The organism is Brevundimonas sp. AVps4 (assembly GCF_058681525.1).
Genome location: NZ_CM178741.1, coordinates 1,377,501 through 1,400,105 on the forward strand (window position 1 = coordinate 1,377,501; position 22,605 = coordinate 1,400,105).

The 22,605-nt window shown below is 66.4% G+C and carries 16 protein-coding genes, 1 tRNA gene and 2 rRNA genes (1 of these 19 cut by a window edge); 9 read left to right on the forward strand and 10 right to left on the reverse strand.

The annotated features are described in order from the left end of the window. The 5 genes from ACW178_RS06765 to ACW178_RS06785 form a co-directional block, all read left to right on the forward strand. Positions 1–680: ribosomal RNA gene (locus ACW178_RS06765) — 23S ribosomal RNA — on the forward strand; it begins 2,106 nt to the left of the window's first position. Between the two features lie 87 nt (positions 681–767). After that, positions 768–882, forward strand: a 5S ribosomal RNA gene (rrf, locus tag ACW178_RS06770). A 66-nt stretch (positions 883–948) separates the two neighbouring features. Then, positions 949–1,025 (forward strand) — tRNA-Met (locus ACW178_RS06775). 256 nt (positions 1,026–1,281) lie between these two features. Further along, positions 1,282–2,447, forward strand: a protein-coding gene (locus ACW178_RS06780) for an IS3 family transposase (RefSeq protein WP_191559183.1) whose coding sequence is annotated in 2 segments (ribosomal slippage) — positions 1,282–1,540 and positions 1,540–2,447 — 1,167 coding nt in all. Because the reading frame shifts where the segments join, the coding sequence is not laid out codon by codon here. Between the two features lie 90 nt (positions 2,448–2,537). Next, on the forward strand, positions 2,538–2,876 hold the full coding sequence (locus tag ACW178_RS06785) for a glycoside hydrolase family 3 C-terminal domain-containing protein (protein ID WP_492025001.1): 339 nt from the start codon (positions 2,538–2,540) through the stop codon (positions 2,874–2,876). A 96-nt stretch (positions 2,877–2,972) separates the two neighbouring features. On the opposite strand, the gene kduI is transcribed toward ACW178_RS06785, so the two are convergent. Continuing rightward, on the reverse strand, positions 2,973–3,818 hold the full coding sequence (gene kduI, locus ACW178_RS06790) for a 5-dehydro-4-deoxy-D-glucuronate isomerase (protein ID WP_287105102.1): 846 nt from the start codon (positions 3,816–3,818) through the stop codon (positions 2,973–2,975). 64 nt (positions 3,819–3,882) lie between these two features. Then, a complete protein-coding gene (locus tag ACW178_RS06795; protein WP_492025002.1) occupies positions 3,883–6,213 on the reverse strand; it encodes a glycoside hydrolase family 88 protein in 2,331 nt (776 codons plus the stop codon). Between the two features lie 235 nt (positions 6,214–6,448). Here ACW178_RS06795 and ACW178_RS06800 point away from each other — a divergent pair, with 235 nt between their 5' ends. Continuing rightward, positions 6,449–7,849 (forward strand): glycoside hydrolase family 28 protein, encoded by a 1,401-nt coding sequence (locus ACW178_RS06800; protein ID WP_287105495.1) that lies wholly within the window; start codon positions 6,449–6,451, stop codon positions 7,847–7,849. Positions 7,850–7,947: 98 nt separating this feature from the next. Here the strand turns inward: ACW178_RS06800 and ACW178_RS06805 are convergent, their stop codons facing one another. The 8 genes from ACW178_RS06805 to rhmD all read right to left on the reverse strand — a co-directional run bounded on the left by ACW178_RS06805 (position 7,948) and on the right by rhmD (position 19,649). After that, positions 7,948–10,680 carry a TonB-dependent receptor gene (locus ACW178_RS06805; protein WP_201463798.1) on the reverse strand — a complete coding sequence of 911 codons (2,733 nt, stop codon included), beginning with the start codon at positions 10,678–10,680 and terminating at the stop codon, positions 7,948–7,950. Positions 10,681–10,835: 155 nt separating this feature from the next. Continuing rightward, positions 10,836–12,269 (reverse strand): oligogalacturonate lyase family protein, encoded by a 1,434-nt coding sequence (locus tag ACW178_RS06810; RefSeq protein ID WP_287105498.1) that lies wholly within the window; start codon positions 12,267–12,269, stop codon positions 10,836–10,838. A gap of 23 nt (positions 12,270–12,292) precedes the next feature. Continuing rightward, positions 12,293–14,572, reverse strand: coding sequence for a hypothetical protein (locus ACW178_RS06815; RefSeq protein WP_492025003.1), 2,280 nt, complete (start codon positions 14,570–14,572; stop codon positions 12,293–12,295). Beyond that, positions 14,572–15,849: a sugar MFS transporter gene (locus ACW178_RS06820; protein ID WP_287103799.1), complete on the reverse strand. Its 1,278-nt coding sequence runs from the start codon at positions 15,847–15,849 to the stop codon at positions 14,572–14,574. Before ACW178_RS06820 ends, ACW178_RS06815 begins: the two co-directional genes overlap by 1 nt. A gap of 62 nt (positions 15,850–15,911) precedes the next feature. Continuing rightward, positions 15,912–16,814, reverse strand: coding sequence for an amidohydrolase family protein (locus ACW178_RS06825; protein ID WP_201464063.1), 903 nt, complete (start codon positions 16,812–16,814; stop codon positions 15,912–15,914). A gap of 9 nt (positions 16,815–16,823) precedes the next feature. Next, complete coding sequence (locus ACW178_RS06830) at positions 16,824–17,576, reverse strand: SDR family NAD(P)-dependent oxidoreductase (RefSeq protein WP_287103795.1); 753 nt, start codon at positions 17,574–17,576, stop codon at positions 16,824–16,826. Further along, positions 17,573–18,436: a 2,4-didehydro-3-deoxy-L-rhamnonate hydrolase gene (locus ACW178_RS06835; RefSeq protein ID WP_152949723.1), complete on the reverse strand. Its 864-nt coding sequence runs from the start codon at positions 18,434–18,436 to the stop codon at positions 17,573–17,575. The genes ACW178_RS06830 and ACW178_RS06835 overlap by 4 nt, the downstream gene beginning before the upstream one ends. 19 nt (positions 18,437–18,455) lie before the next feature. Further along, positions 18,456–19,649 (reverse strand): L-rhamnonate dehydratase, encoded by a 1,194-nt coding sequence (rhmD, locus tag ACW178_RS06840; RefSeq protein ID WP_492025004.1) that lies wholly within the window; start codon positions 19,647–19,649, stop codon positions 18,456–18,458. A gap of 167 nt (positions 19,650–19,816) precedes the next feature. Here rhmD and ACW178_RS06845 point away from each other — a divergent pair, with 167 nt between their 5' ends. From ACW178_RS06845 to lldD, 3 genes are read left to right on the forward strand one after another with little or no spacing between them, the layout of a single operon-like run. Beyond that, positions 19,817–20,596, forward strand: a complete 780-nt coding sequence (locus tag ACW178_RS06845) for an IclR family transcriptional regulator (RefSeq protein ID WP_152949725.1) — start codon at positions 19,817–19,819, stop codon at positions 20,594–20,596. Between the two features lie 29 nt (positions 20,597–20,625). Further along, positions 20,626–21,387: an L-rhamnose 1-dehydrogenase Lra1 gene (lra1, locus tag ACW178_RS06850; protein ID WP_191555325.1), complete on the forward strand. Its 762-nt coding sequence runs from the start codon at positions 20,626–20,628 to the stop codon at positions 21,385–21,387. Positions 21,388–21,396: 9 nt separating this feature from the next. Next, positions 21,397–22,530, forward strand: coding sequence for an FMN-dependent L-lactate dehydrogenase LldD (gene lldD / locus ACW178_RS06855; protein WP_287103787.1), 1,134 nt, complete (start codon positions 21,397–21,399; stop codon positions 22,528–22,530). Positions 22,531–22,605: the final 75 nt, after the last annotated feature.

A 22,605-nucleotide genomic window follows, 5' to 3' on the forward strand; every position in this document is an offset into this window, starting at 1 on the left:
CCGTTATCCGGTCCCGGGACATGGCGTGGTGGGTAGTTTGACTGGGGCGGTCGCCTCCCAAAGTGTAACGGAGGCGCGCGATGGTGAGCTCAGAGCGGTCGGAAATCGCTCGTCGAGTGCAATGGCATAAGCTCGCCTGACTGCGAGACTGACAAGTCGAGCAGAGACGAAAGTCGGCCATAGTGATCCGGTGGTCCCGAGTGGAAGGGCCATCGCTCAACGGATAAAAGGTACTCTAGGGATAACAGGCTGATTTTGCCCAAGAGTCCATATCGACGGCAAAGTTTGGCACCTCGATGTCGGCTCATCACATCCTGGGGCTGGAGCAGGTCCCAAGGGTATGGCTGTTCGCCATTTAAAGTGGTACGTGAGCTGGGTTCAGAACGTCGTGAGACAGTTTGGTCCCTATCTGCCGTGGGTGTTCGAAGCTTGAGAGGATCTGTCCCTAGTACGAGAGGACCGGGATGGACATACCTCTGGTGTACCTGTCATGGCGCCAGCTGTGCAGCAGGGTAGCTAAGTATGGAATAGATAACCGCTGAAAGCATCTAAGCGGGAAACTAACCTCAAAACAAGGCTTCGCTGAGGATCGTGGAAGACTACCACGTTGATAGGCCAGGTGTGGAAGCGCGGCGACGCGTGAAGCTTACTGGTACTAATAATCCGATCGGTTTGATCGTTTCTCAGCAAAACTCATTCGATGATCATCAATGACCCGATGATCGTCACGACAATGTCTTCTCATCATCCGCTGTCCGCCTCGTTGACCTGGTGGCTATGTCGGAGGTTCCCCACCCGATCCCATTCCGAACTCGGTCGTTAAGCCCTCCAGAGCCAATGGTACTTCGTCTCAAGGCGCGGGAGAGTAGGTCGCCGCCGGGTCTACCAGGCGGACAGCCGATGATGAAAAACCTATCGAACCCTTCTTCCTCCACAAACCACCCCTGCCGCGGGATGGAGCAGCCCGGTAGCTCGTCAGGCTCATAACCTGAAGGTCGCAGGTTCAAATCCTGCTCCCGCACCCAAGTTTTAAACCCGTTAGATCAACGATCTAGCGGGTTTTTGCTGTCTGAACCTACAGGCCCGCGCCGCCCCAGCCCGGACCCGAACGCCAAGCGTCCTGACGTGACCCCCGTTTCTCATCCAGCCATAACGAGAGTCCTTTGGTGATCTGAACTGGGGTTGGTGGGGTTGGCAAGAGGCCGGTCAGCGCAGCTTTTGAGGCGCCCCCTTCCTGATCCCTCGTTTTGAGTGAGAGTCCGTTTCATCAAGGAGACGGACGTGAAGAAGAGCAGGTTCAACGAAGCGCAGATCATAGGCGTGCTGCGCGAGCAGGAGGCCGGAAGCCCGACGGCGGAGGTATGCCGAAGGCACGGGATCAGCGAGCAGACCTTCTATCGGTGGAAGGCGAAGTACAGCGGCATGAGCGTGTCGGACGCCACGAAGCTGAAGGCGCTGGAAGACGAGAACCGGCGGCTGAAGAAGCTGCTGGCGGAGTCGATGCTGGACGTGTCGGCGCTGAAGGATCTTCTGGGAAAAAACTGATCGGGCCTGCAGCGCGCAGAGCGGCCGTGCTTCGTCTGATGGCGGAGCGCGGCTTCTCCCAGAAGCGCGCCTGCGGGCTGGTTCAGATCGATCCGAAGACGGTGCGTCGCGAGCCTGAACAGGGCGATGTGGAGGTGCGCGAGCGCCTGCGCAGCCTGGCGGCTGAGCGCCGCCGGTTCGGCTACCGGCGCTTGGGCATTCTGTTGCAACGGGAGGGCCTCAGCATGAACAAGAAGCGGCTGTTCCGGCTCTATCGGGAGGAAGGCTTGGCGGTGCGACGGCGACGGGGCCGCAAGCGGGCCACCGGAACCCGTGCGCCCATGGCCCTGCCGGACGGCCCAAACCAGCGCTGGTCGCTGGACTTCGTGGCCGACAGTCTGTCGTGGGGCCGACGCTTCCGCATCCTGTGCATCGTGGACGACTTCACGCGCGAGGCCCTGGCTCTGGTGGTCGACACCTCGATCGGCGGCTCACGCATGGCGCGCGAGTTGGACCGGCTGATCGCCCGACGCGGGCGTCCGGCCATGATCGTCAGCGACAACGGGACCGAGATGACCAGCCGGGCCATCCTGGAATGGACCAACCGCACCGGCGTGGCCTGGCATTACATCGCGCCGGGCAAGCCGCAGCAGAATGGCTTCGTCGAAAGCTTCAACGGCAGGCTCCGCGACGAGTGTCTGAACGAGGAGGTCTTCGCCACCCTGGCCGAGGCCCGCGCCGTCATCGAGCGCTGGCGCATCGACTACAACCACGTCAGGCCGCACTCGGCGCACGGGGGACTGACCCCGGAGGCGGTGCGCCTGAACCCCGCGGCCGTTCGGCTGCGCAACTTGATCAGCTCCGCCGCACGGCCGCTCCCGTCGGCGAAGCAGATCGGCTATCAACCCCCTGGACTCTCATAATGATCGAGGGACCAGAGGGGGGCGCCTCACGACGTACGCTTCCCGGCGCCCGTCCAGTACAGCCATCGCCGCCCGAACGACCTGGCCCTGTTGCACGCCGTCTCGGGCAAGGGGGTTCCAGTGGTGTCGGTGCTCTATTCGGGCCGTCCCGCCTATGTGAACGACCTGATCAACCTGTCGGACGCCTTCGTCGCCGCCTTCCTGCCCGGCACGGAGGGGGCGGGGCTGGCCGACGTCCTGTCCGGCGGGGCCTATGACTTCACCGGTCGTCTGTCCTTCGCTTGGCCGGGGTCGGCTTGCAGCACCGGGGAGCATGAGGGCGAAGTGGTGCAGTTCGCCCGCGGCTATGGCCTCAGCTATGCGCGTCCGTCCCACATGAACCCTCTGCCCCTGCCGCCGACGCCTAACGTCTGCGACCCCATCGGATGATCGCCGCCCAGTAAGCCTGCGACCTGCGGCGGGGCCTCAATGGCGTGTCAGCCGAACAAGGTCGCAGGGCCGCCTGCGGAGACGCCAACCAGGCGGCTACTTCAGCTGGCAGAGATCCAGCTTGTCCATATCGGTATAGTCCAGGTTCTCGCCGCCCATGCCCCAGATGAAGGTGTAGTTGGAGGTGCCTGCGCCCATGTGGATGGACCACGGCGGGCTGATCACCGCTTCGCCGTCCTGGACGATGATGTGGCGCGTCTTGTCGGGCTGGCCCATGAAGTGGAACACTCGGTCTGTTTCGCTCAGGCCGAAATAGAGATAGGCCTCCGATCGGCGGTCATGCAGATGGGGCGGCATGGTGTTCCACACCGAACCGGTCTTCAGCACCGTAACGCCGAGCAGCAGTTGGCACGACTTGACCTTGCCCGGCACGATATACTGGTAGATCGTGCGTTCGTTGGAGGTCTCCAGCGCGCCCATCTCCAGCGGCGTCGCCGCCTCGATGGGGATCCTGACCAGGTCGTAGCGGGCGTGGGCGGGGGTTGAGACCAGATAGAACCGCGCCGGATCAGCCGCGTCGTCGGAGCCGAGGATCACCTCGGCGGCGCCCATCGGCACATAGAGGCCGTCACGGAAGCCCAGTCGCACGGTCTCGCCGTCGATGATCGCCGAGCCTGCGCCCCCGATGTTGACGACGCCCAGTTCCCGGGCGTGCAGGAACGGCTTGCCGGCCAGGGAGGCCGGCTCTGAATGGCGGGGCAGGGCCAGCGGCGCGTCGGTCGGCACGGCGCCGCCGATGATCAGCCGCTCATGATGCGAATAGTTGAGGCTGATCCGGCCGCGCTGGAACAGGCCGGACACCAGATAGCGGTCGCGCAGCTGCTCATTGGTGGCGCCGTCCACCATGTCCGGATGAGTGGCCTGATAAACCTTGTCGTACATCTTGTCGTACATGTCGCTCTGCCTCGGTTCGGGTGTGGGGGGGCGGGAGTGGGACCGGCCGCGTTCAGGGCGCCGGACGGAAGTCGAACGCTTGATCGGCGGCGAAGGCCTCCCATGAGCGGCGGTCGGAAAAGTCGAGGCCGCGGGACCAGGCCGAGCCCATATAGTAGACGAAGGGCCGGCCCGGCGTGACCCGCACCAGCATCAGATAGTTGTCCGCATCCTCGGCGAAGCCTTCGACCATGGACGGGTCGGCGACGACGGCTATGCCCAGGCTGCCGTGCTCGGGATCTTCCGGCTCCCAGAACATCATCCGCCCGGTTGCGGCGTCGCGGGTGACGAAGCCGGCGCCGTTGGCGTTCCGTCGCTTTGAGATGCCGATGCCGACGATCAACGGGGCGTCGGAGTTCGAGTTCAGCGTCGAGGTCATCCGGGTGAAGTTCGACCCCAGCGGCAGGCTGAACGCCCGCGTCTCCCAGACGTTGCGGACCACATCGACCGGCCAGGGGCGGTAGGTCACACTGAACCGGGCCTCATCGCCGCCGGTGCGGGTGATGGCGTGGGTGGAGAAGTTGCGGCTGGTCCACAGCTTGTTGTCGTACCAGACGCCCAGCCCCCCTGCGCCGCGCCCGCGGCCGACGTCGTAATAGTCCAGCCCTTCACCCCGATCGACGTGGTAGTTCGGGAACTTCAGCTGGCGGTCCATGAAGGGATAGCGGACCCGCTTGGCCCAGACGTCGATCCCCGACCCGGACGGCGGTTCACGCCCCTCCAGGGCCGGACCATAGATGCGATGCGCGACCCGGTCGTTCTCCCACAACAGATCGTCCAGCCGATCGGGCGCGAAGCGGGCGACGGCGCGCGGCGTCTGCAGATCCGCCGGCGGCGGGGCCAGCGGCGCGATCGTCGAGGGGCGGCCCAGGACGGCGGGATCATAGGACAGGGCGGCGGTGGCCCGCATCTCGGCCTCGCGGCGGCGGGTCTCTTCCGGTCCCCTCACGGTGACCGGAGCGGGCGGCGTCGGCGTGGTGGCGGCGATCACCTCAGCGGTGTCCCGCGCAGGCTCCGGCTCGGGCAGGGACTGGGCCGGTCCGTTCAGATCGGCGATCTCCAGCCCCGCCAGGATGTAGGTTCCGGTGGCGTAGAGGCCGGCGTCGTCCGCCGCCGTCGAGACCGGCTGGTCCCCTGTCTTCTGGGCGGCGCCCAACAGGCCGCTGGGCAGGACATGGCGGTTCAGTGCGGCCCAGCCCTTCAGCACGTGGGGCAGATAGGCCTCTCGGTCCAGCAGGCCGTGATTGACGCCCCAGGCCAGGGCGTAGACGTAGAAGACCGAGCCGGAGGTTTCAGCCTCCGGATAGGCCCCCGGGTCCAGAAGGCTGGCGCGCCAAAGCCCGTCGTCTTGCTGCAGCTCGGCGATCCGTCCCGCCATCGTCTGAAACAGATCGACGTAGAAGGGGCGGCTCGGCAGGTCGGCCGGGACCGATTCCAGCCAGCGCGCCAACCCGCCCATGACCCAGCCGTTGGCCCGCGACCAATAGATGCGGTCGCCGTCGGCGTCGCGGTGGTCCTGGTCCTTGAATCGTTCGTCGCGCAGGAACAGGCGCTCCTCTGGGACCCAAAGCCGATCGGCCGTGCGCCGCCACTCCTTGTCGGCGGCGTTCAGATATTTGGGGTCGCCTGTGATGGCCGACATGCGCGCCAGAACCGGCGGCGCCATATAGAGGGCGTCGGCCCACCACCAAACGAGGGCGGGCGTCTCCTCCGCCCGCGCCAGATGGGGAATCTGCCAGTCCAGCCTCTGACGCAGAGGCATCAGAACGCCTTCCTGGCCGCGTCGCGCGTAAAGCTCTTCGTACAGATCGCCGATGGCGATGTCGTCGGCGTTCAGCAGGGTCTTGCCGGACCGGGCCCCCCGCAGGCTGTAGTTATAGTGGTCGGCGACGGCGCTGAGGAACCGCAGCGTCTTCGGATCTTCCGTCACCCGCGCCAGGCGCGCCGCCCCCACATAGAAGGTCGCAGCCACCCAGTTGGACGACATCTGCGTCAGATTGCTGCCGGTCGACAGAGCGATCGGCTCGGCGGCCATGGCGGCGATCTGGGATGAGGCGACATAGTCCACCGCCGCCATCGTATCGCGGCGGGAGGGCAGGCCGGCGGCTTCCGTATAGAGGGTCGGCCGGGGCCGCGGGCTCAGCCAGTCCGCCTCGACGCCGGGCGGCAGTGCGGCTGCGCTCGAGGCGATGGCCTCAGACGCGGCCGGGGCCGGGGCCGGGGCCGGGGGCGGGGTTTGGGACGCCGTCTGGGCCAGAGCCGGGCCGGTGAGGACGAGGGCGGTGGTCAGGCCGGCGGTCAGGGCGGTCGTCAGCGCCAGACGGGTGCGCGAGGGCAGGGGCATTGGCTTTCCTCCGGCGGCGCGTGAAGGCGTCGCTCTCTCTTCGTTGTCGTTTGCGCCGGCGCGCGTGGTAACCGGTGTCCTTCCTGTGCGGCGCACGGCCGCACGCGCCGCTTCGGCTTGCCAGGACCATACCGTCCGCTATCGTGAGACGGAAGAGCAGAATATGGGAAGCGGCTTTCTGCGGTCAAATGGCCGCGCCCGGCTCCTCCCTCTGCAGAGTGCGAAAAGGCCCGCCATGAATCGCCGATCCCTGCTTCACCTCGGCCTGACCGGCGCTCTGACCTCGGCGGCGCCCGCCCTTCTGCCCGCCGTCGCCCGAGCGCAAGGCGGAAAAATTCATGATGCAGCGGACTTCGGCGCCGTCGGAGACGGCCAGACGATCAATACGCGCCCGATCCAGGCGGCCATCGACGCTGCGGCGGCCGAGGGCGGCGGCACGGTGGTGATCAGGCCCGGCCTCTACCTGTCGGGTTCGCTGTTCGTAAAGTCGGGCGTGACCCTGATGATCGGGCGAGGGGCGACGATCCGGGGCCTCAAGGACATCGCCGCCTATCCGATGATCCGGACCCGCGTGGCGGGGATCGAGATGGATTGGCCGGCCGCGCTGCTCAACATCTATCGTCAGCAGAATGCGAAGATCACCGGCGAGGGGCTGGTGGACGGCGACGGCCAGGTCTTTTGGGACAGCTATTGGGCGTTGCGGCGCGACTATGATCCGCGCGATCTGCGCTGGGCCGCCGACTATGACTGCCGCCGCCCGCGTCTGATCCATCTTTATGAGGCGGATCAGGCGGAGGTCTCGGGCCTCAATCTGGCGCGGTCGGGCTTCTGGACCGTCCACGTCTGCTATTCGCGCGACGTCACCGTTTCGGACCTGATCATCCGCAACAACATCGGCGGGCGCGGCCCGTCCACCGACGGGGTGGACATCGATTCCTCGGAACGCGTGCTGGTCGAGCGGTGCGACATCGCCGTCAATGACGACGCCCTGTGCATCAAGGCCGGGCGCGACTGGGACGGGCTGCGCGTGGCCCGGCCCTGCCGTCAGGTGCGGGTGAAGGACTGTGTCGTGCGCGACGCCTTGGCCGGCATGACCTTCGGCAGCGAAACCTCCGGCGGGTTCGAGGACATCGAGGTCTCGGGCCTCAGGATCGAATATCCGGTGCCGCTGGGGATCTTCTTCAAATCGGGCCACACGCGCGGCGGCGTCATCTCCAACATCCGCCTGCGCGACATCCATCTGCAGGACGTGCGCACCCTGTTCCGGGTCAACCTGAACTGGTACCCCAACTACAGCTACGCTCGGATTCCGCCTGGCGTCGCGGACGTCCCGGACTATTGGCGGGCGCTGGCGACGCCGGTGCCCCGCGACCGAGGCGTGCCGCGCATCCACGACGTCCGCCTGTCCGACATCAAGGCCGCGGGGGGCAAGGTTGGGTTCGAGGCCGCCGCCTATCCCGAGGCGCCGCTCAAGGACTTCCTGTTCGAGCGCCTGGACTGGGACGTCCACGACGCCGGGACCATCGCCAACGCCCAGGGCTGGCGCTTCGTCGACTGCAACATCGACACCCTAGACGGCAAGGCGCCGCGTGTGACGGATTCGGCGCGCGTCACGGGTCTGAGTGACAGGGCCTGAACCCAGCTTCCCACCGTCAGGCCAGGCGACAAAAAACGGGCCCGGAGCATTGCGCTCCGGGCCCAGTCAATTGCGCTGAAGAGGTCAGAGAGGGAAGGTCAGTACTTCCAGCGCAATCCCACGGCGATCTCTCGGCCGGTGTGACGGTAGTCGGACACGCGGTCCGCCACATCGACATAGCGATCGTTGTATTCGTCGGTCAGGTTGATCCCTTCCAGGGAGAAGGTCAGGTTGGGCGTGATGTCGTAGGACATCGAGGCGTCCAGATAGACCGTGTCGTTCATGCCCTCCTCGGAGTTGCCGTTGCTGCCTGGGAAGGACATCAGATAGCTGCTGCGATAGGCGGCCGAGGTGCGCGCCTGGAAGGGGCCCTTCTCGTAATAGAGGGTGGCGTTGACCGTATTCTTGGACTGGCCCGTGAGGCGGTTCTTGCCGGCGGCGCCGTAATCGACCTCGGAGTCCACATAGGTGAAGTTGCCGATGAAACCGAAATTCGACCAGAAGCCAGGCAGGAAGGTGAAAGGCTGCTGATACTGAATCTCCAGCCCGTGCAGCGTGCCGCCCTGGCCGTTCAGCTTGCGCGTGACCTGGAAGACGTCCGTCGGGCGCGCCGCCCCCTGCAGCAGTTCGTCCGGCAGGCCCAGGTCGCTCCACACGATCGATTCCGTCACCGAGGTGATGAAGCTGTCGATGTCCTTGTAGAAGACGGCGGCGGCCAGCAGGCCCTCGTTCTGGAAGTACCACTCGACCGACATGTCGTAGTTGGTCGCGCGGAATGGATCGAGCAGCGGATTGCCGTAGGAGACGGTGCGGGTGGTGGGCGAAACGCCGCCGCCGGGGGTCAGATCGCCCAGCGAAGGCCGCGACATCACCTTGGCCGCGCCCAGCCGGATCACCAAGTCTTCGCGCGGCTCGATCGCCAGGTTGAACGACGGCAGAACGTCGTCATAGTCATTGTTGGCGGTGACGTATTCATAGGTCGGACCGGCCGGGGTGGTGATGGTCTGCCAGCCCTTGGATTCCACCTCGGTCCGGGCGTAGCGGACCCCGACGTTGCCCCGCACCGTCACGGCGCCCAGCTGGGTGTTGAAGTCGGTCTGAACGAAGACGCCCTGATCGGTTTCGTCCACTTCCCGCTCGCTGCGGTTGGGGGTCAATGGGTCGTCATAGACGCTCAGGAAGTCGGCGATCTTGCCGATGTCAGGCACGATGAAGTTGAGGCTGGAGCCCGCCGGCACGCCGATCTTGCCGTCGATGCTGACGATCTTGCCGATGGAGTCGACCCCGGTCAGACGGTCCGCGCCGACGGTCGCGGTGTTGGCCCGCGAAACACCGAAGTTGCTGAAACCATAGGTGCGGTATTCGCCGCCGAATTTGAAGGTGACCGCGTCGGACCAGTCGTATTCCAGCGCGCCGGCCGCGACCTGGTTGTCGAAGTCGCCGCCGCTGGTGCTGCGGGTCGCCTGGATCAGGGTGAAGTCTTCGCCCGAGGTGGTGTCGAAGCCGTAGTTGATCAGCGGCAGACGGTCGTCGCCTCGGAAGTCGATGGTGTAGCCGTCCACATCCGACTGCTCGAAGGCGTAGGCGACGTTCAGCGGGGTGCGAGCCTCCGACTTGTTGGCGCCCAGCTTCAGATTGCCGCGGAACCGGTCGGTGAAGTCGTGGCGGACGTTCAGCGAGGCCTGGGCGAAGGTGCTTTCATTTCGCGTGAAGCCGTTTTCCGACCGCACCAGGACATTGTCGAACACGCCGTAGGAGAAGGCGTTCTTGGAGGCGTCGATCGCATAGTCGCGCACGACGACGCTGTTCACCGCCGCGCGGCTGAAAGACCAGGCCTCCAGGTTCGGGCTTTCGAGTTCGGAGTTCAGGCGCGACCACAAAAGGTCCAGCGCCACCTCGGTGCGGGCGCTGGGCCGCCATTGAAGGGCGGCGGTCACGCCCAGGCGGTCCTCCTGGGTGTTGCCGAAGGTGTAGCGCGGAATGCGCGGATAAAAGGCGTTCAGCACCTCGGTGCGTTGGGCCGCCGTGGTGCAAGGGATGCAGCCGCCGAGGTTCTGACCCACGCCGTAGGGCCGGCTCGCGTCGCCCTGCTGCCAGCGGGTGGTGTTGAAGCTTTCCAGGATCGGCGACCGCTCGGAATAGGCGGCTGAGATCAGGGCGCCGAAGGTGCGGTCTTCATTGGTCCAGCTCAACAGACCGGCCAGGCGCGGCACCGTCTTTTCGGACAGGTCGTTATAGGAGCCCTGGACCGACAAGGCCGAGTTGAGGCCGCTGCCGCCGAAATCCATCGGCCGGCCGGTCTGCAGATCGACCGTGGCGCCCAAGGAGCCTTCTTCGATCTCAGCCGACTGAGTCTTGCGGACCTTGATGCTGTTGAACAGCTCCGAGGCGAACATGGAGAAGTCGAAGCTGCGGTTGCGACTGCCGCCGGACGCCGCCTGGGCTTCCAGGCCGTTGATGCGGGTGCGGGTGAAGTCCGAGCTCAGGCCCCGGACCGAAATGGTCGTGCCCTGGCCGTTCACCCGGTCGATGGTCACGCCGGGCAGCCGCTGGATGGCTTCGGCCAGGTTCTGATCCGGAAAATCGGCGATGTCCTCGGCCAGGATGGCGTCCACGGCGCCGGCCTCGCTGCGCTTGATGTTCAGCGCCTGCTGAAGGCTGGAGCGGAAGCCGGTGACGACAATGTCCTCGACCTGGGCTGCTGGCTGATCGGCGACCCCTGTCGGCACGGGCTCCTGCGGCGCCGTTTGCGCGACGGCCGGCAGCGCCAAAGACAGCGCCGCCAGGGATACGCCGACGGCGCACGAATTGCGGAGGTTGATCCGTTGCATCCTGTTCTCTCCCCATCCGGCGTCTGTGGCACCGGTGTCATTTCTTGGTATGGCGTCGCACATGATCGGACGCGTAACGTACCGTTTTGTGCAACAACTTCTCGTATTTTGCAATACGTGGTGGATTTGGCTGGGCAAGGCTCGTTTGCGCCCTGTCAGTTTCGGGCGACAGAGGCCGCATAGACGTGATTGCGACCGTGCATGTTGGAGACGAACAGCACCCACCGTCCGTCCGGCGTGAAGGTGACGTTGGGCTCCAGCCGATAGTCGTGGCGGCCCATGTCCACCAGCCGCTCGGTCCGCAGATATTCGACCGAGATCAGGTCGTCCTGATCGCTTTCTGGGTCATGATCGACCACCGGTTCCGGGCGCAGAAGCACCAGCCATTTGCCGTCCGGCGCATGGGCGACCATGTCCGCGTCGCCGCCGTCGCCGGCGAAGAAGCTCCCGTCGGGCGAGCTGTTGAAGTGCACCGACCAGCTGTTCTGCTCCAGGCGGCGATAGACGCGCTTTCCGGTTTGAAGGTCCACGGACGCCACCCAGAAGACCTGACCCCGCGGCGTCTGCAGATCGTACAGGACCTGGCGTCCGTCAGGACTGAACCACTCGTGGCCGAAGATTTCGAAATTCATCGTCCGCTGGTGCAGTTTGCGCAGGTCCGTGCCGTTCGTCTTGATCGTCCACATGCGATCGACCCGGTGCCAGGGCCCTTCGTGCGAGAAGATGATGCGCTCAGGGTCTGTGGGCGAGAACTGCGGATGGTTCAGCCAGTCTCTGGCCGCATGGACGACGCGGCGTTCACCGGTGCGCAGATCAATGACGAACAACTCCATCGGCACGCGCGCGGCCCAGCGCTGAAGCATCCGCACGCCCTTGGCCTTGGCGAAGTTCAGCGGGCGGCCGTCGGGGCCGACGGCGGCGTACTCGGCCTGTCCTGCGCGGCGATTGCGCGGATCGGCGGCGTCGGGCTGGAGCGGCGCGTCGCCATAGGCCACCGTCCCGACCACCAGGGTCTCGTCGGCGTTGATCGAACTGAACTGGCCCTGTTCGATCCGGGCCAGACGTCGTGTGCGGCCCGTGTCGATATCGACGGCGAACAGGGTGCGCGGCCGATCGGTCGGCTGGCCTTCGCCGGCATCAGAGACAGTATAGTAGGCGGTCCGCGTCCTGCGGCCCGTGACCATCAGGTCCGCGTCCGGGTCGGCCACCAGCACAGATCGTCGAAAGCCGTTGTCGAGCTCGACCTTGATGACGCCCTGGGGCGAGGAGAAGAGCAGAACATCCCCCTCGGGTGTGAAGCTGTTGCGGTAGAAGTAGAGCTTGCTCCCGCCCTCGTCCCCGGACAGGCGCACAATGCGATGGCCGGTCTTGGGGTCGATCCAGTCGGTCGGAACCGGCCCCTCCCAGGTCGGCCAGGGCGGCGGCGCCTCGCTGGCCTGATGAATGGGCGGGGCGGTGTTGGGCGCGGGGAAGACCGGCGCGCCGGCCGGCCCAGCCTGGGCCGTCGCGGCCTGGGCCTGGCCGGCAAGCACGCCGGCGGCGGGGGCGGCCAGCAGGGCCTTGAGGGCGGAGCGTCTGGAGGTCGTCATGGGGGCGATCCTGTCTTTCGGGTTCAGGGGGCGGGCGTCAGGCCTTCGACCCGCACGGTCCAGCCCTCCTTGGGGAAGCCGGGCGCATGGCCGCTGGACCCGTCCCATCCGGCGGCCATCAAGCCGACAGCCATGAGTAAGGAGCCGTTGGACGGGAAGTAGGTCTCCGCCGCGCGACGATAGCCGGGGCCGTCGGGATTCACGGCCATCCGGACTCCGCCGGCGCCGGCCGAGACGGGCACCAGCTCGTCGGCGTGCTCGTCCAGATGGACGCGCGGCGTCATGCCGGTGACGCCCCACTGATTGTTCTTCAGGTCCGCGAACAGCCAGTCCACGGCCTTGTCGGGTTCACCCAGGCGGGCGGCGGTCATGGCCATCATGGGGAAGTCCCATCCCCAGGTCTGGCGCACGTCCCAGTTCCGCTCCACCGCTTCGAAGGTGCGGCGCATGGCGGCCGGGTCGATCCGAGCGCCTGGGATGAAGCCGTAGGCCATTAGGAAGGAGGGGTGGTCGCGGTTCTTGCATTGAGCCGCCGTAGCGTGTCTGCGGCAGGCGTCGGACATGGCGGTCTCCCAGAAGTCCGGCACGTTTTCGACCGGCAGATAGAGGCCGTCCTTCATCGGCGGCGGCGCCATCCTGGCCAGGGCCTGATCCCAGTCGGCGCGGCGGGCCTGGCCCTTGCGTTCGCGCCAGGCCTGCGCGGTTTCCAGCCCCCAGCGAAAATACTCGACCTCGAAGGCGGGGTTCATCGTGGTCAGGGGATCATAGTTTTCCTGCGCCGGAATCATCGGCGGTCCCAGGTTCAGCCGGCCGTCGCGTTCGATGGGCCAGGAGGCCAGGAGGTCGGCGGTGGCCTCGACCAACTCGCCGTATCGATCCAGTACGGCGGGATCCCTCTCAGATCGCCACACCAGCTCGGCCAGCAGGATCGGATGCGGCTGCTGCCACATGATGAAGGGCGAGACGAGGCTGGGGCTGTTGCGGCCCTCGGGTCCGACCATCTTGGGCCACCAGGCGCCCTTGACCCGGTGGCGGGCGGCCTCGGCGCGGGCCTGGTCCAGATGGCCGACATACCAGGGCAGACTCCGCTCCAGCATGTCGGCATGGCCCCACATGGCCTGCCAGCCGGCGTGCCAGGGGTGCATTTCCAGGTGGAACTTGCCGTACCAGCTGTTGGAGAACAGACCCTCTTCCTGGGGCGGCAGTTCGCCGGCGCCGTTCATGGCCGAGAGGTATTGCGACAGGACCACGCGGCGCTCCAACTCGGATGCGCGGGGATCGGTGGAACCGCTGAAATCCACGGCGCCGCCCTGGGTCCAGAACCCGTTCCAGTGGGCGGCCGTCGCCTGGACGCCGGCGCTGTAGGCCGGTGTCGCGGGCGCTCGCTCCTGCTGATCGAAGCGGACCATGACGGTCAGCCGGTCGCGACCGGCGGCGCCCGCTCGGAAGGCGTCGGCGCCGGCTTGCTCGATCTCACCGGACGCGGTGATGCCGGAATAATAGCGGGTGTCGTCGAGGGTGCGGCGAATGCGGACGTCGCCCGCGTCTTGAGCGACGACGGTCAGGCTTTGGGCTCCCGAGGCGTCAAACGACGTCGGATCGGGATTGATGGCGGGGGCGACGCTTGGATAGCGGACCTGCACGCCCAGGCCTCGCGTGGAGACCAAGGGGGAGACGATCTCGACCATCACCATGTCCAGGGTCGGGTGGACGCGGGTGACGACCTCGACCGGCTGGCCGTCATAGGTAAAGCGGCTGGTCAGGGTCCCAGACCACAGGTCCAGCGTCTGGCGGGTGTGAGCGACCTTGGCGAATTCCAGCGGCCCGCCGTCGGCGAAGGTCAGGCCGATGCGACTGAGAGAGAACCGATGCGGATTGGCCCGCAGCCAGGTGTAGGCGGGCTGGGTTTCGGCCACCGCCCACGACTTCATCCAGGCATAGGGTTGTTCCCCCCGTCCCGGCACGGGCACGTCGATCAGGCCGTCCTGTTCGGTATAGCCGTTCGGATTGGGAAAGCTGTGCCAGGCCCACTGCGCCATGGTCAGCAGGGGGGACAGTTCCGAATACTGTTCCGGAAAGGTCTGCAACCCCGTGATGTCGGCGGTGAAGCCCAGGTTCCCATTGCCCAGCATGATCGGCGCATGAGGGTCTATCGAGGTCAGCGTCACATTATGGCGCGTGACCAGGGCGTGTCGGTCGATCGGCGCGGCGGGCGCGACGGCGACGGGCGCGACTGTCTGGGCGCAGGCCGCAGTGGGGCCGGCCAGCAGGGTGAAGGCGAGAAGGGCGGCGCGGAAACCCATTACTTCGCCTCCGCCTTCAGCCCCAAGCCCGCGCCCTTCCATCCGTACCAGGCGACGACCGCGAAACAGACCGCAGGCATCAGGAAGGCGACGTTGGCGCCGTAGAGGTCGGCGATCCTGCCCATCGGCCACGGCAGCAGCACGCCGCCGCCGATCGCCATGACCATCAGGGACGAGGCGCGCTTGGTGGCGGCGCCCAGCCCGGTCGTGCCCAATGCGAAGATGGTCGCGAACATGGTCGACATGAAGAAGAAGACGGCGATCAGGGCGACCGGCGAGACGATATTGATCCCGGCCGCCACGACCAGGGTCAGAACGACATTGATCAGGCCATAGGCCGTCAGCAGGGCGCGCGGCCTGATCTTCAGCAGCAGGGCGGTGGCGAAGAAGCGGCCGACCAGATAGCCGATGGCCGCCAGCGACAGCATGAAGGCGCCTTGCTGCGACGTCAGGCCCTGCCAGTTGTGGGTCACCAGATTGATGAAATAGGCGCCGATGCCGACCTGGGCGCCGATATAAAGGGCCTGGGTGATCACGCCGGCGACGAAGTGCGGCTGTTTCGACAGGGGCAGGGCGGGAACGTCGCCCTCGGCCGAGCCGTGGTCCGACAGGCCGGTCTCCGGCAGGCGGGCGCGCCAGACGGCCAGGGCGAACAGGATCACCCCGACGGCGATCAGGCCGTAGACGATCTGGATCGAGCGGGTCGCCCCGCCCAGAGCCTGGGTCGTCGTCGGGCTGAAGAAAACGGTGCCGCCGATCAGCGGCCCGAAGAAGACGCCCAGGGCGTTAAACGATTGGGCCAGGTTCAGCCGCTGAGACGCCTTGGCCGGATCGCCCAAGACGTTGACGTAGGTGTCGGCGCTGGTTTCCAGAATGCACAGGCCGGCGGCCAGAACGAACATGGAGCCGACGAAGGGCAGGAAGGCCCCTGCGCCCGCCGCCGGGATGAACAGCAGGGCGCCGATCGCGGTGACGGCCAGGCCCGACACGATGCCGAACTTGTAGCCCCGGGCGTGCAGCAGCATGCCCGCCGGAATCGACAGCAGCAGATAGGCCCCGAAATAGGCGATCTGCAGCCAGGCGCTGTCGGCCTGGCTGATGCTGAGCGTCTCCTGGAAATGCTTGTTCAGCACGTCCAGCAGGCCATAGGCCAGGCCCCAGATCAGGAAGCAGGCGATGGCGAAGGCCAGCGGGCCCTTCAAGGAACCGGCAGGCCCCGAAACTGAGGGCTGGGCCAGACCTCCGGGGGTGTGGGCGGCGTCGGTCTCGATGACCATTGGGGCTCTCCTGGTGTTTCTCGCGGGCCTGGCCGTCTTTTCGCGGCCTCGGCGGGTGGGTGTCAGATGCGGTAGATCGCCTCGGCGTTGGCGGCGAACAGGCGGTCGCGCTCTTCGGCCGAGAAGTCGGCCGTGATCGCGTCGAAGGCGGAATAGAAGGCGTCGAAGGTTCCGTGGACCCGCTCGACCGGGAAGTCGGAGGCGAACATGGCCCGCTCGGTCCCGAAGGCGTCGATACACTCCAGGACGACGGGGCGAATGCTGTCGGGGGTCCAGGCGCGGTCGGTGATGCCGAGGCCGGAAATCTTGATCGAGACCTGGGGTTGGGCGGCCAGCAGGCGCAGACCCCGCTTCCAGCGCTCCATTCCCGCCGCGTCGCGGTCGGTCGGCAGTCCGGCGTGATTGACGATCATCGAAATGTCGGGGTGACGCGCGGCGATGATGGCGGCGGTCGCCATCTGCGACGGATAGAGCTGGAGGTCGAACGACAGGCCGTGCCGCGCCAGTTTCGCGAAGCCTGCCACCCACTGCGGATCTCGCAACAGGTCTCGGTCGGTATAGGTTTTCAGCGGATCCTCGTGCCAGCAGACGATCTGGCGCACGCCGCGTACGTTCGCGCGGGCGGCGTGAGCCTCCAGCAGGGCGTCCAGGTGTGGGTCAAGCATGTCGGCGCCGGCGACGATCGCGTGTGGATAACCGGTGTCATCGGCGAGCGATTGTAGCCAGTCTGTTTCGGCCAGTTGCCGGCCTACCGGCTGGCCGGCCTCGACGTGAACGATCTTTTCCACACGCCAGCCGGCCGTATCGGCCAGATAGTCGTCCAGCAGATAGTTCGCGTTGGCGATGGACGACATGTCCCCGGCTGGATTGTTCGGCAGGGGATCGTCCTGAAGCCAGCCGTAGCGCGCCCGTGACAGGTCCCACAGATGGACGTGGGAATCGACGATGCGGAGATCCGAGCCCACCGCGTACACTCAGTAGGTCGTGCGCCCGCCAGACGTATCGAACGTCGAGGCGGTGGTGAAGCTGCACTCTTCGGAGGCCATGAAGCAGACCATGGCGGCGCTCTCCTCGACCTCGCCCAGGCGCCCCATGGGGATTTTGGAGCGCATATAGTCGACCTGGCTCTGGGGCAGTTGCTCCAGGATCGGGCTTTCGAAGGTGGCGGGGGTCAGGCTGTTGGCGATGACGCCCTGGCCGGCCAGTTCCTTGCCCAGAGACTTGGTGAAGCCGATCACCCCCGCCTTTGACGCCGAATAGGCGCTGGCGTTGGGATTGCCTTCCTTGCCCGCGACCGAGGCGACGTTGACGATCCGGCCGTAGCCGTTCCGAAGCATGAAGGGCACGACGGCGCGGCAGCAGTAGAAGACGCCGTTCAGATTGATGTCCACGACCCGCTTCCAGCTGTCGATCGGAAACTCTTGCACCGGCGCGGTGGCGCCCGTGACGCCGGCGGAGGCGACCAGGATGTCGATGCGGCCGCCCAGCGCCGCGTTCGAGGTCTCGGCGGCCGATGCGACCGCCTCGGGATCGGCCACGTCCAGAGCCACGGTCGTCACGGCGCCGACCTCAGCCGCGGCGGCCTTAAGCGTGTCCGCGTTCAGATCCCACAGCACCACCCGGCCGCCCTCGGCGACGATGCGGGCGGCGGCGGCCTTGCCCAGGCCCGAGGCGCCGCCGGTCACGACGGCGGCCCGGCCCGCAAAACGTCCTTCATAGGCGCTCATGCGACCAAATCCCTGGACCAGGCGACCACGGCCTGACGCTGGCTGCCCAGCTTGTCGATGCCCAGCTCCATCACGTCGCCGGCCTTGAGGTAGAAGGGTTCGGGCTTCTGGCCCAGGCCCACGCCGGGCGGGGTGCCGGTGGTGATCAGATCCCCCGGCTCCAGCGTCATGAACTGGCTGACGTAGGACACGATCTCGGCGACGCCGAAGATCATGGTCCGGGTGTTGCCGGTCTGCATCCGCTTGCCGTTCAGGTCCAGCCACATGTCCAGGTTCTGGACGTCGCCGACCTCGTCGGGGGTGACGATCCAGGGGCCGACCGGACCGAAGGTGTCGCACCCCTTGCCCTTGTCCCAGGTGCCGCCACGCTCGGTCTGGAAGGCGCGCTCGGACACGTCGTTGATCAGCACATAGCCGGCCACATGATCCAGGGCGTCGGCCTGTTCGACGTAGGAGGCCCGCCTGCCGATGACGATGCCCAGCTCGACCTCCCAGTCGGTCTTCTCAGAGCCGCGCGGGATGACGACCGTGTCGTTCGGTCCCTGAAGGCAGGAGACCGCCTTGGCGAAGACGACAGGCTCCGACGGAATGGGCAGGTTCGATTCCTCGGCGTGGTCGGCGAAGTTCAGGCCGATGGCGATGAATTTGCGCACGCCGTTCACCGGCACGCCGTAGCGCGGCTGACCTTCGACCAGCGGCAGGCGCTCGGGATCGATCGCCTTCAGCGCAGCCAGGCCTTCGCCCCACAGCTGGTCGGGCGTGATGTCGGCGACCACGCCGGACAGGTCGCGGATGCGGCCGTTCGCATCCAGCAGGCCGGGCTTTTCCTGGCCCCTGGGGCCGTAGCGAAGCAGTTTCATGAGACGGGGGGACTCTCGACTAGCGGGCGTAGGGGCGGTGCAGGGCGATGTCGCGGTTCAGCTCCACGCCGAAGCCTGGCGTGTCGGGAACCTTGAGCCTGCCGTTGACCGGCACGGGTTCGCCGATCAGCTGCGGATGGAACATGGGCACGACCTCGTCGGCGCCGGGGGCCATCATCAGGAACTCGGCGAAGGGGCTGTTATGGCGCGTGACCACAAAGTGGTAGGAATAGACGCTGGACCCGTGGGGGATCATCAGCACGCCCTTGGCGTCGGCCAGGGCGGAGATCTTCTGCAGTTCGGTGACGCCGCCGCACCAGCCGACGTCCGGCTGGATGATGTCGCAGCATTCCATGTCCAGCAGCATGCGGAAGCCCCAGCGGGTCGCCTCATGCTCGCCGGTGGTCACCAGCATCCCCTTGGGGGCGTTCTTCTTCAGCGCCTGATAGCCCCAGTAGTCATCGGGGCTCAGCGCCTCCTCGATCCACTTCAGACCCAGTTTGTGCGCCTCATGGGCCAGGCGGGTGGCGTAGTTCAGGTCCGGCGCCATCCAGCAGTCGAACATCAGCCAGAAGTCGTCGCCGCAGGCGTTCCGCATGGCCTCCAGCTCGGCGAGGTTCTTCTTCAGGCCCTCCTCGCCCTCGGCAGGGCCGTGGTGCAGGGGCATCTTGCCGCCGATGAAACCCAGTTCCTTGGCTTTGTCGGGCCGGGCGCCGGTGGCGTAGAAGGTCAGTTCGTCGCGCACGGGCCCGCCCAGCATGGCGAAGACCGGCTCCTGGCGCAGACGGCCCAACAGGTCCCACAGGGCCAGATCGACGCCCGAGATGGCGTTCACCACCAGACCCTTGCGACCGTAATACTGGGTGGAGAAATACATCTGGTCCCAGATCTTCTCGACCTCGGACGGATCGCGCCCTTCCAGGAAGCGGGCCAGGTGTTTTTCGACGATATAGGCGGCGGGTTCGCCGCCGGTCGTGACCGCGAAACCGACGACGCCGTTCTCGGCCTCGATCTCGACCACCAGCGTGCCCAGCACATTGATGCCGAAGCTGCGGCGGCTCTGACGATACTCGGGATATTTCGCCATAGGCGTGGCGATATGGTCGTCGATCCAGTGGCCGTCGCCCTGATCGTGATAGTCGGCGCCGCCGCCGGTCCCGTCGTTTTTAACGACGAAGGCGCGGACATGCTTGATCCGGGGCAGGCGGCTCATTGCGAACCCGCCAAAAAGCGGCGATCCGCTCCCATATTTCGGGATTTCACTGGCTTTCCTCCCTGCGACACGCCAAGGTTCCCTGCATAGCTTTGGACGACTTGCGCGTTTTGCTACATTCTGAGAATGAGGATTACGAAATGGGACGAACGGCGTCAATCAAGACCATGCAGGTCGCAGGTGAAGAAGAGGCGGGGGCCAAGGCGTCCGGCAGCCAGACCCTGCTGCGCGGTCTGGACGTCATCGACGCGCTGATCGAAGGCTCCCTGCCGCTGGCCGAACTGTCGGAAAAGCTGGATCTGACCCGCAGCACCACCCACCGCCTGGCCTCGGCCCTGGTCGAGCGTCGTCTGCTGTCGTTCCGGCCGCGCGAGGGCTATTCCCTGGGGCCGAAACTGCTGGAGCTGGGGCACGCCGCCAGCCAGCAGATGCATCTGCCGCGCGTCGCCCGGCCCTGGCTGGAGCAGCTGTCGGCCGCCACGGACGACACGGTGCATCTGGGCGTGCTGGACGGCCGCCATGCCCTCTATCTGGACAAGGTGGCCGGACGTCGCCGCATCAACATCGGTTCGCGCCTGGGCGAACGTCACCCCATCGCCTCGACCGGCCTGGGCAAGGCGCTGATCCTGGACAAGACCGAGGCGGAGTGGATCGATTTCTACGCCGAGCCGGACGCCAAGTTCGACTCGGCCGCCCGCGCCGTCTGGCTGGAGCGGATGCGCGGCTACGCCCAGAAGGGCTACGCCTTCGATCTTGAGGAGAACGAAGACCAGATCCGCTGCGTCGCTGCTCCGATCCGCTCGGTCGACGGCCGAATCGTCGCGGCCCTCAGCGTCTCCTCGGCCGCTCAATACATGTCCGACGCGCGGATGAGCGAACTGACCAAGACGGTGACGGAGGCCGCTGACGCCATCAGCGCCGACCTCGGCTGGTCGCCCAAAACCTGATCCAAACCCACAGAACCGCCGGAGCCCCCATGTTGCTTGAGAACAAGGTCGTCCTGATCACCGGGGCGTCGCGAGGCATCGGCCGGGCGACCGCGATCGAGGCCGCGCGCCAGGGGGCCGACGTGGCGATCAACACCTTTCGCGACGCCGAGGCGGCCGCCGAGGTCGTCGCCGAGATCGAGCGGCTGGGCCGCCGGGCCGTCGCCGTCGACGGCGACGTGGCCCTGCCGGACAGCGCCGCCGACTTCATCGACCGGTCGGTCCAGGCCCTGGGCCGGGTGGACGTCTTCGTCTCCAATGCCGGGATCTGCCCCTTCCACGCCTTCCTGGACATGCCGGTGGAGACCCTGCGCCGGACCATGGAGGTCAATCTGCACGGGGCCTATTTCATGACCCAGGCCGCCGCCAACCAGATGGTGAAGCAGGGCGACGGCGGGGCCATCGTGGCGATCAGCTCCATCTCGGCCCTGGTCGGCGGCGAGATGCAGACCCACTACACCCCGACCAAGGCCGGGGTTCACAGCCTGATGCAGTCCTGCGCCGTGGCCCTGGGCCAATACGGCATTCGCTGCAACTCGGTCCTGCCCGGCACCATCGCCACCGACATCAATAAGGACGACCTGTCCGATCCCGCCAAGCGGACCTATATGGAAGGGCGGATTCCGCTGGGTCGGCTGGGCCGGCCCGAGGACATCGCCTCGGTGGTCGCCTTCCTGGCTTCGGACATGGCGGGCTACATGTCCGGCGCCGCCCTGCTGGTCGACGGCGGGGCCTTCGCCAACTTCCAGTAAGACAGGCCCATGATCATTTCGTCGCCCAGCGATTACCGCGAGGCCGCGCGGCGCAAGCTGCCGCCCTTCCTGTTTCACTATATCGACGGCGGCGCCTATGCCGAACACACCCTGCGCCGCAACGTCGAGGACTGGCGCGACGTCGCCCTGCGCCAGCGGGTGTTGCAGGACATGTCCAGCCTCAGCTTGGAGACGCCACTGTTCGACGAGACCCTGCGTCTGCCGATCGTCCTGGCGCCGGTCGGCCTGACGGGCATGTACGCCCGGCGCGGCGAGGTGCAGGCGGCCCGGGCGGCGGCGTCGCGCGGCGTGCCCTTCACCCTGTCCACCGTCTCGGTCTGCCCCATCGAAGAGGTGGCGCCCGCCATCGACCGGCCGATGTGGTTCCAGCTCTATGTGCTGCGCGATCGGGGCTTCATGAAGAACGCCCTGGAAAGGGCGAAGGCGGCGGGGGTGAAGACCCTGGTCTTCACCGTCGACATGCCCACCCCCGGCGCCCGCTATCGCGACGCCCATTCGGGCATGAGCGGGCCCAACGCCGAGATGCGCCGCATGATCCAGGCCATGACCCATCCCGCCTGGGCCTGGGACGTCGGGGTGAGGGGGCGGCCGCACGACCTGGGCAACGTGTCCCGATATCTGGGCAAGGCGACGGGTCTGGCCGACTATATCGGCTGGCTGGGCGCCAATTTCGATCCTTCGATCTCGTGGAAGGATCTTCAGTGGATCCGCGACGCCTGGGACGGCCCCATGATCATCAAGGGCGTCCTGGATCCCCAGGATGCGCGCGACGCCGTGGCCTTCGGCGCCGACGGGATCGTTGTGTCGAACCATGGCGGGCGTCAGCTGGACGGCGTTCTCTCCTCGGCGCGGGCCTTGCCGGCCATCGCCGACGCGGTTCAGGGCGACCTGAAGATCCTCTTGGATTCCGGCATCCGCAACGGCCTAGACGTGGTGCGGGCCCTGGCGCTCGGCGCGGACGCCGTGATGTTAGGGCGCGCCTTCATCTACGCCCTGGCGGCGCGGGGGCAGGCGGGCGTGGGCGACCTTCTCGATCTGTTCGAAAAAGAGATGCGCGTGGCCATGACCCTGACGGGAGCCAAGTCCGTCTCCACCCTTGATCGCACTCTGATCGTGGAGTGACGGCGCAGGGACCGCCCAACGGCGGGCGGTTGCGTCTCATGTTTCATTATGTAGAAGTGTTTCCCAAAATATTGG

Bases quoted from the DNA above. Each gene is read 5' to 3' on its own strand.
- ACW178_RS06830 (WP_287103795.1), bottom strand. From the start codon at position 17,576: ATGAGCGCCTATGAAGGACGTTTTGCGGGCCGGGCCGCCGTCGTGACC.
- ACW178_RS06815 (WP_492025003.1), bottom strand. From the start codon at position 14,572: ATGGGTTTCCGCGCCGCCCTTCTCGCCTTCACCCTGCTGGCCGGCCCC.
- ACW178_RS06820 (WP_287103799.1), bottom strand. From the start codon at position 15,849: ATGGTCATCGAGACCGACGCCGCCCACACCCCCGGAGGTCTGGCCCAG.
- ACW178_RS06845 (WP_152949725.1), top strand. From the start codon at position 19,817: ATGCAGGTCGCAGGTGAAGAAGAGGCGGGGGCCAAGGCGTCCGGCAGC.
- lra1 (WP_191555325.1), top strand. From the start codon at position 20,626: ATGTTGCTTGAGAACAAGGTCGTCCTGATCACCGGGGCGTCGCGAGGC.
- ACW178_RS06810 (WP_287105498.1), bottom strand. From the start codon at position 12,269: ATGACGACCTCCAGACGCTCCGCCCTCAAGGCCCTGCTGGCCGCCCCC.
- lldD (WP_287103787.1), top strand. From the start codon at position 21,397: ATGATCATTTCGTCGCCCAGCGATTACCGCGAGGCCGCGCGGCGCAAG.
- ACW178_RS06805 (WP_201463798.1), bottom strand. From the start codon at position 10,680: ATGCAACGGATCAACCTCCGCAATTCGTGCGCCGTCGGCGTATCCCTG.
- kduI (WP_287105102.1), bottom strand. From the start codon at position 3,818: ATGTACGACAAGGTTTATCAGGCCACTCATCCGGACATGGTGGACGGC.
- ACW178_RS06800 (WP_287105495.1), top strand. From the start codon at position 6,449: ATGAATCGCCGATCCCTGCTTCACCTCGGCCTGACCGGCGCTCTGACC.
- ACW178_RS06835 (WP_152949723.1), bottom strand. From the start codon at position 18,436: ATGAAACTGCTTCGCTACGGCCCCAGGGGCCAGGAAAAGCCCGGCCTG.
- ACW178_RS06795 (WP_492025002.1), bottom strand. From the start codon at position 6,213: ATGCCCCTGCCCTCGCGCACCCGTCTGGCGCTGACGACCGCCCTGACC.
- rhmD (WP_492025004.1), bottom strand. From the start codon at position 19,649: ATGAGCCGCCTGCCCCGGATCAAGCATGTCCGCGCCTTCGTCGTTAAA.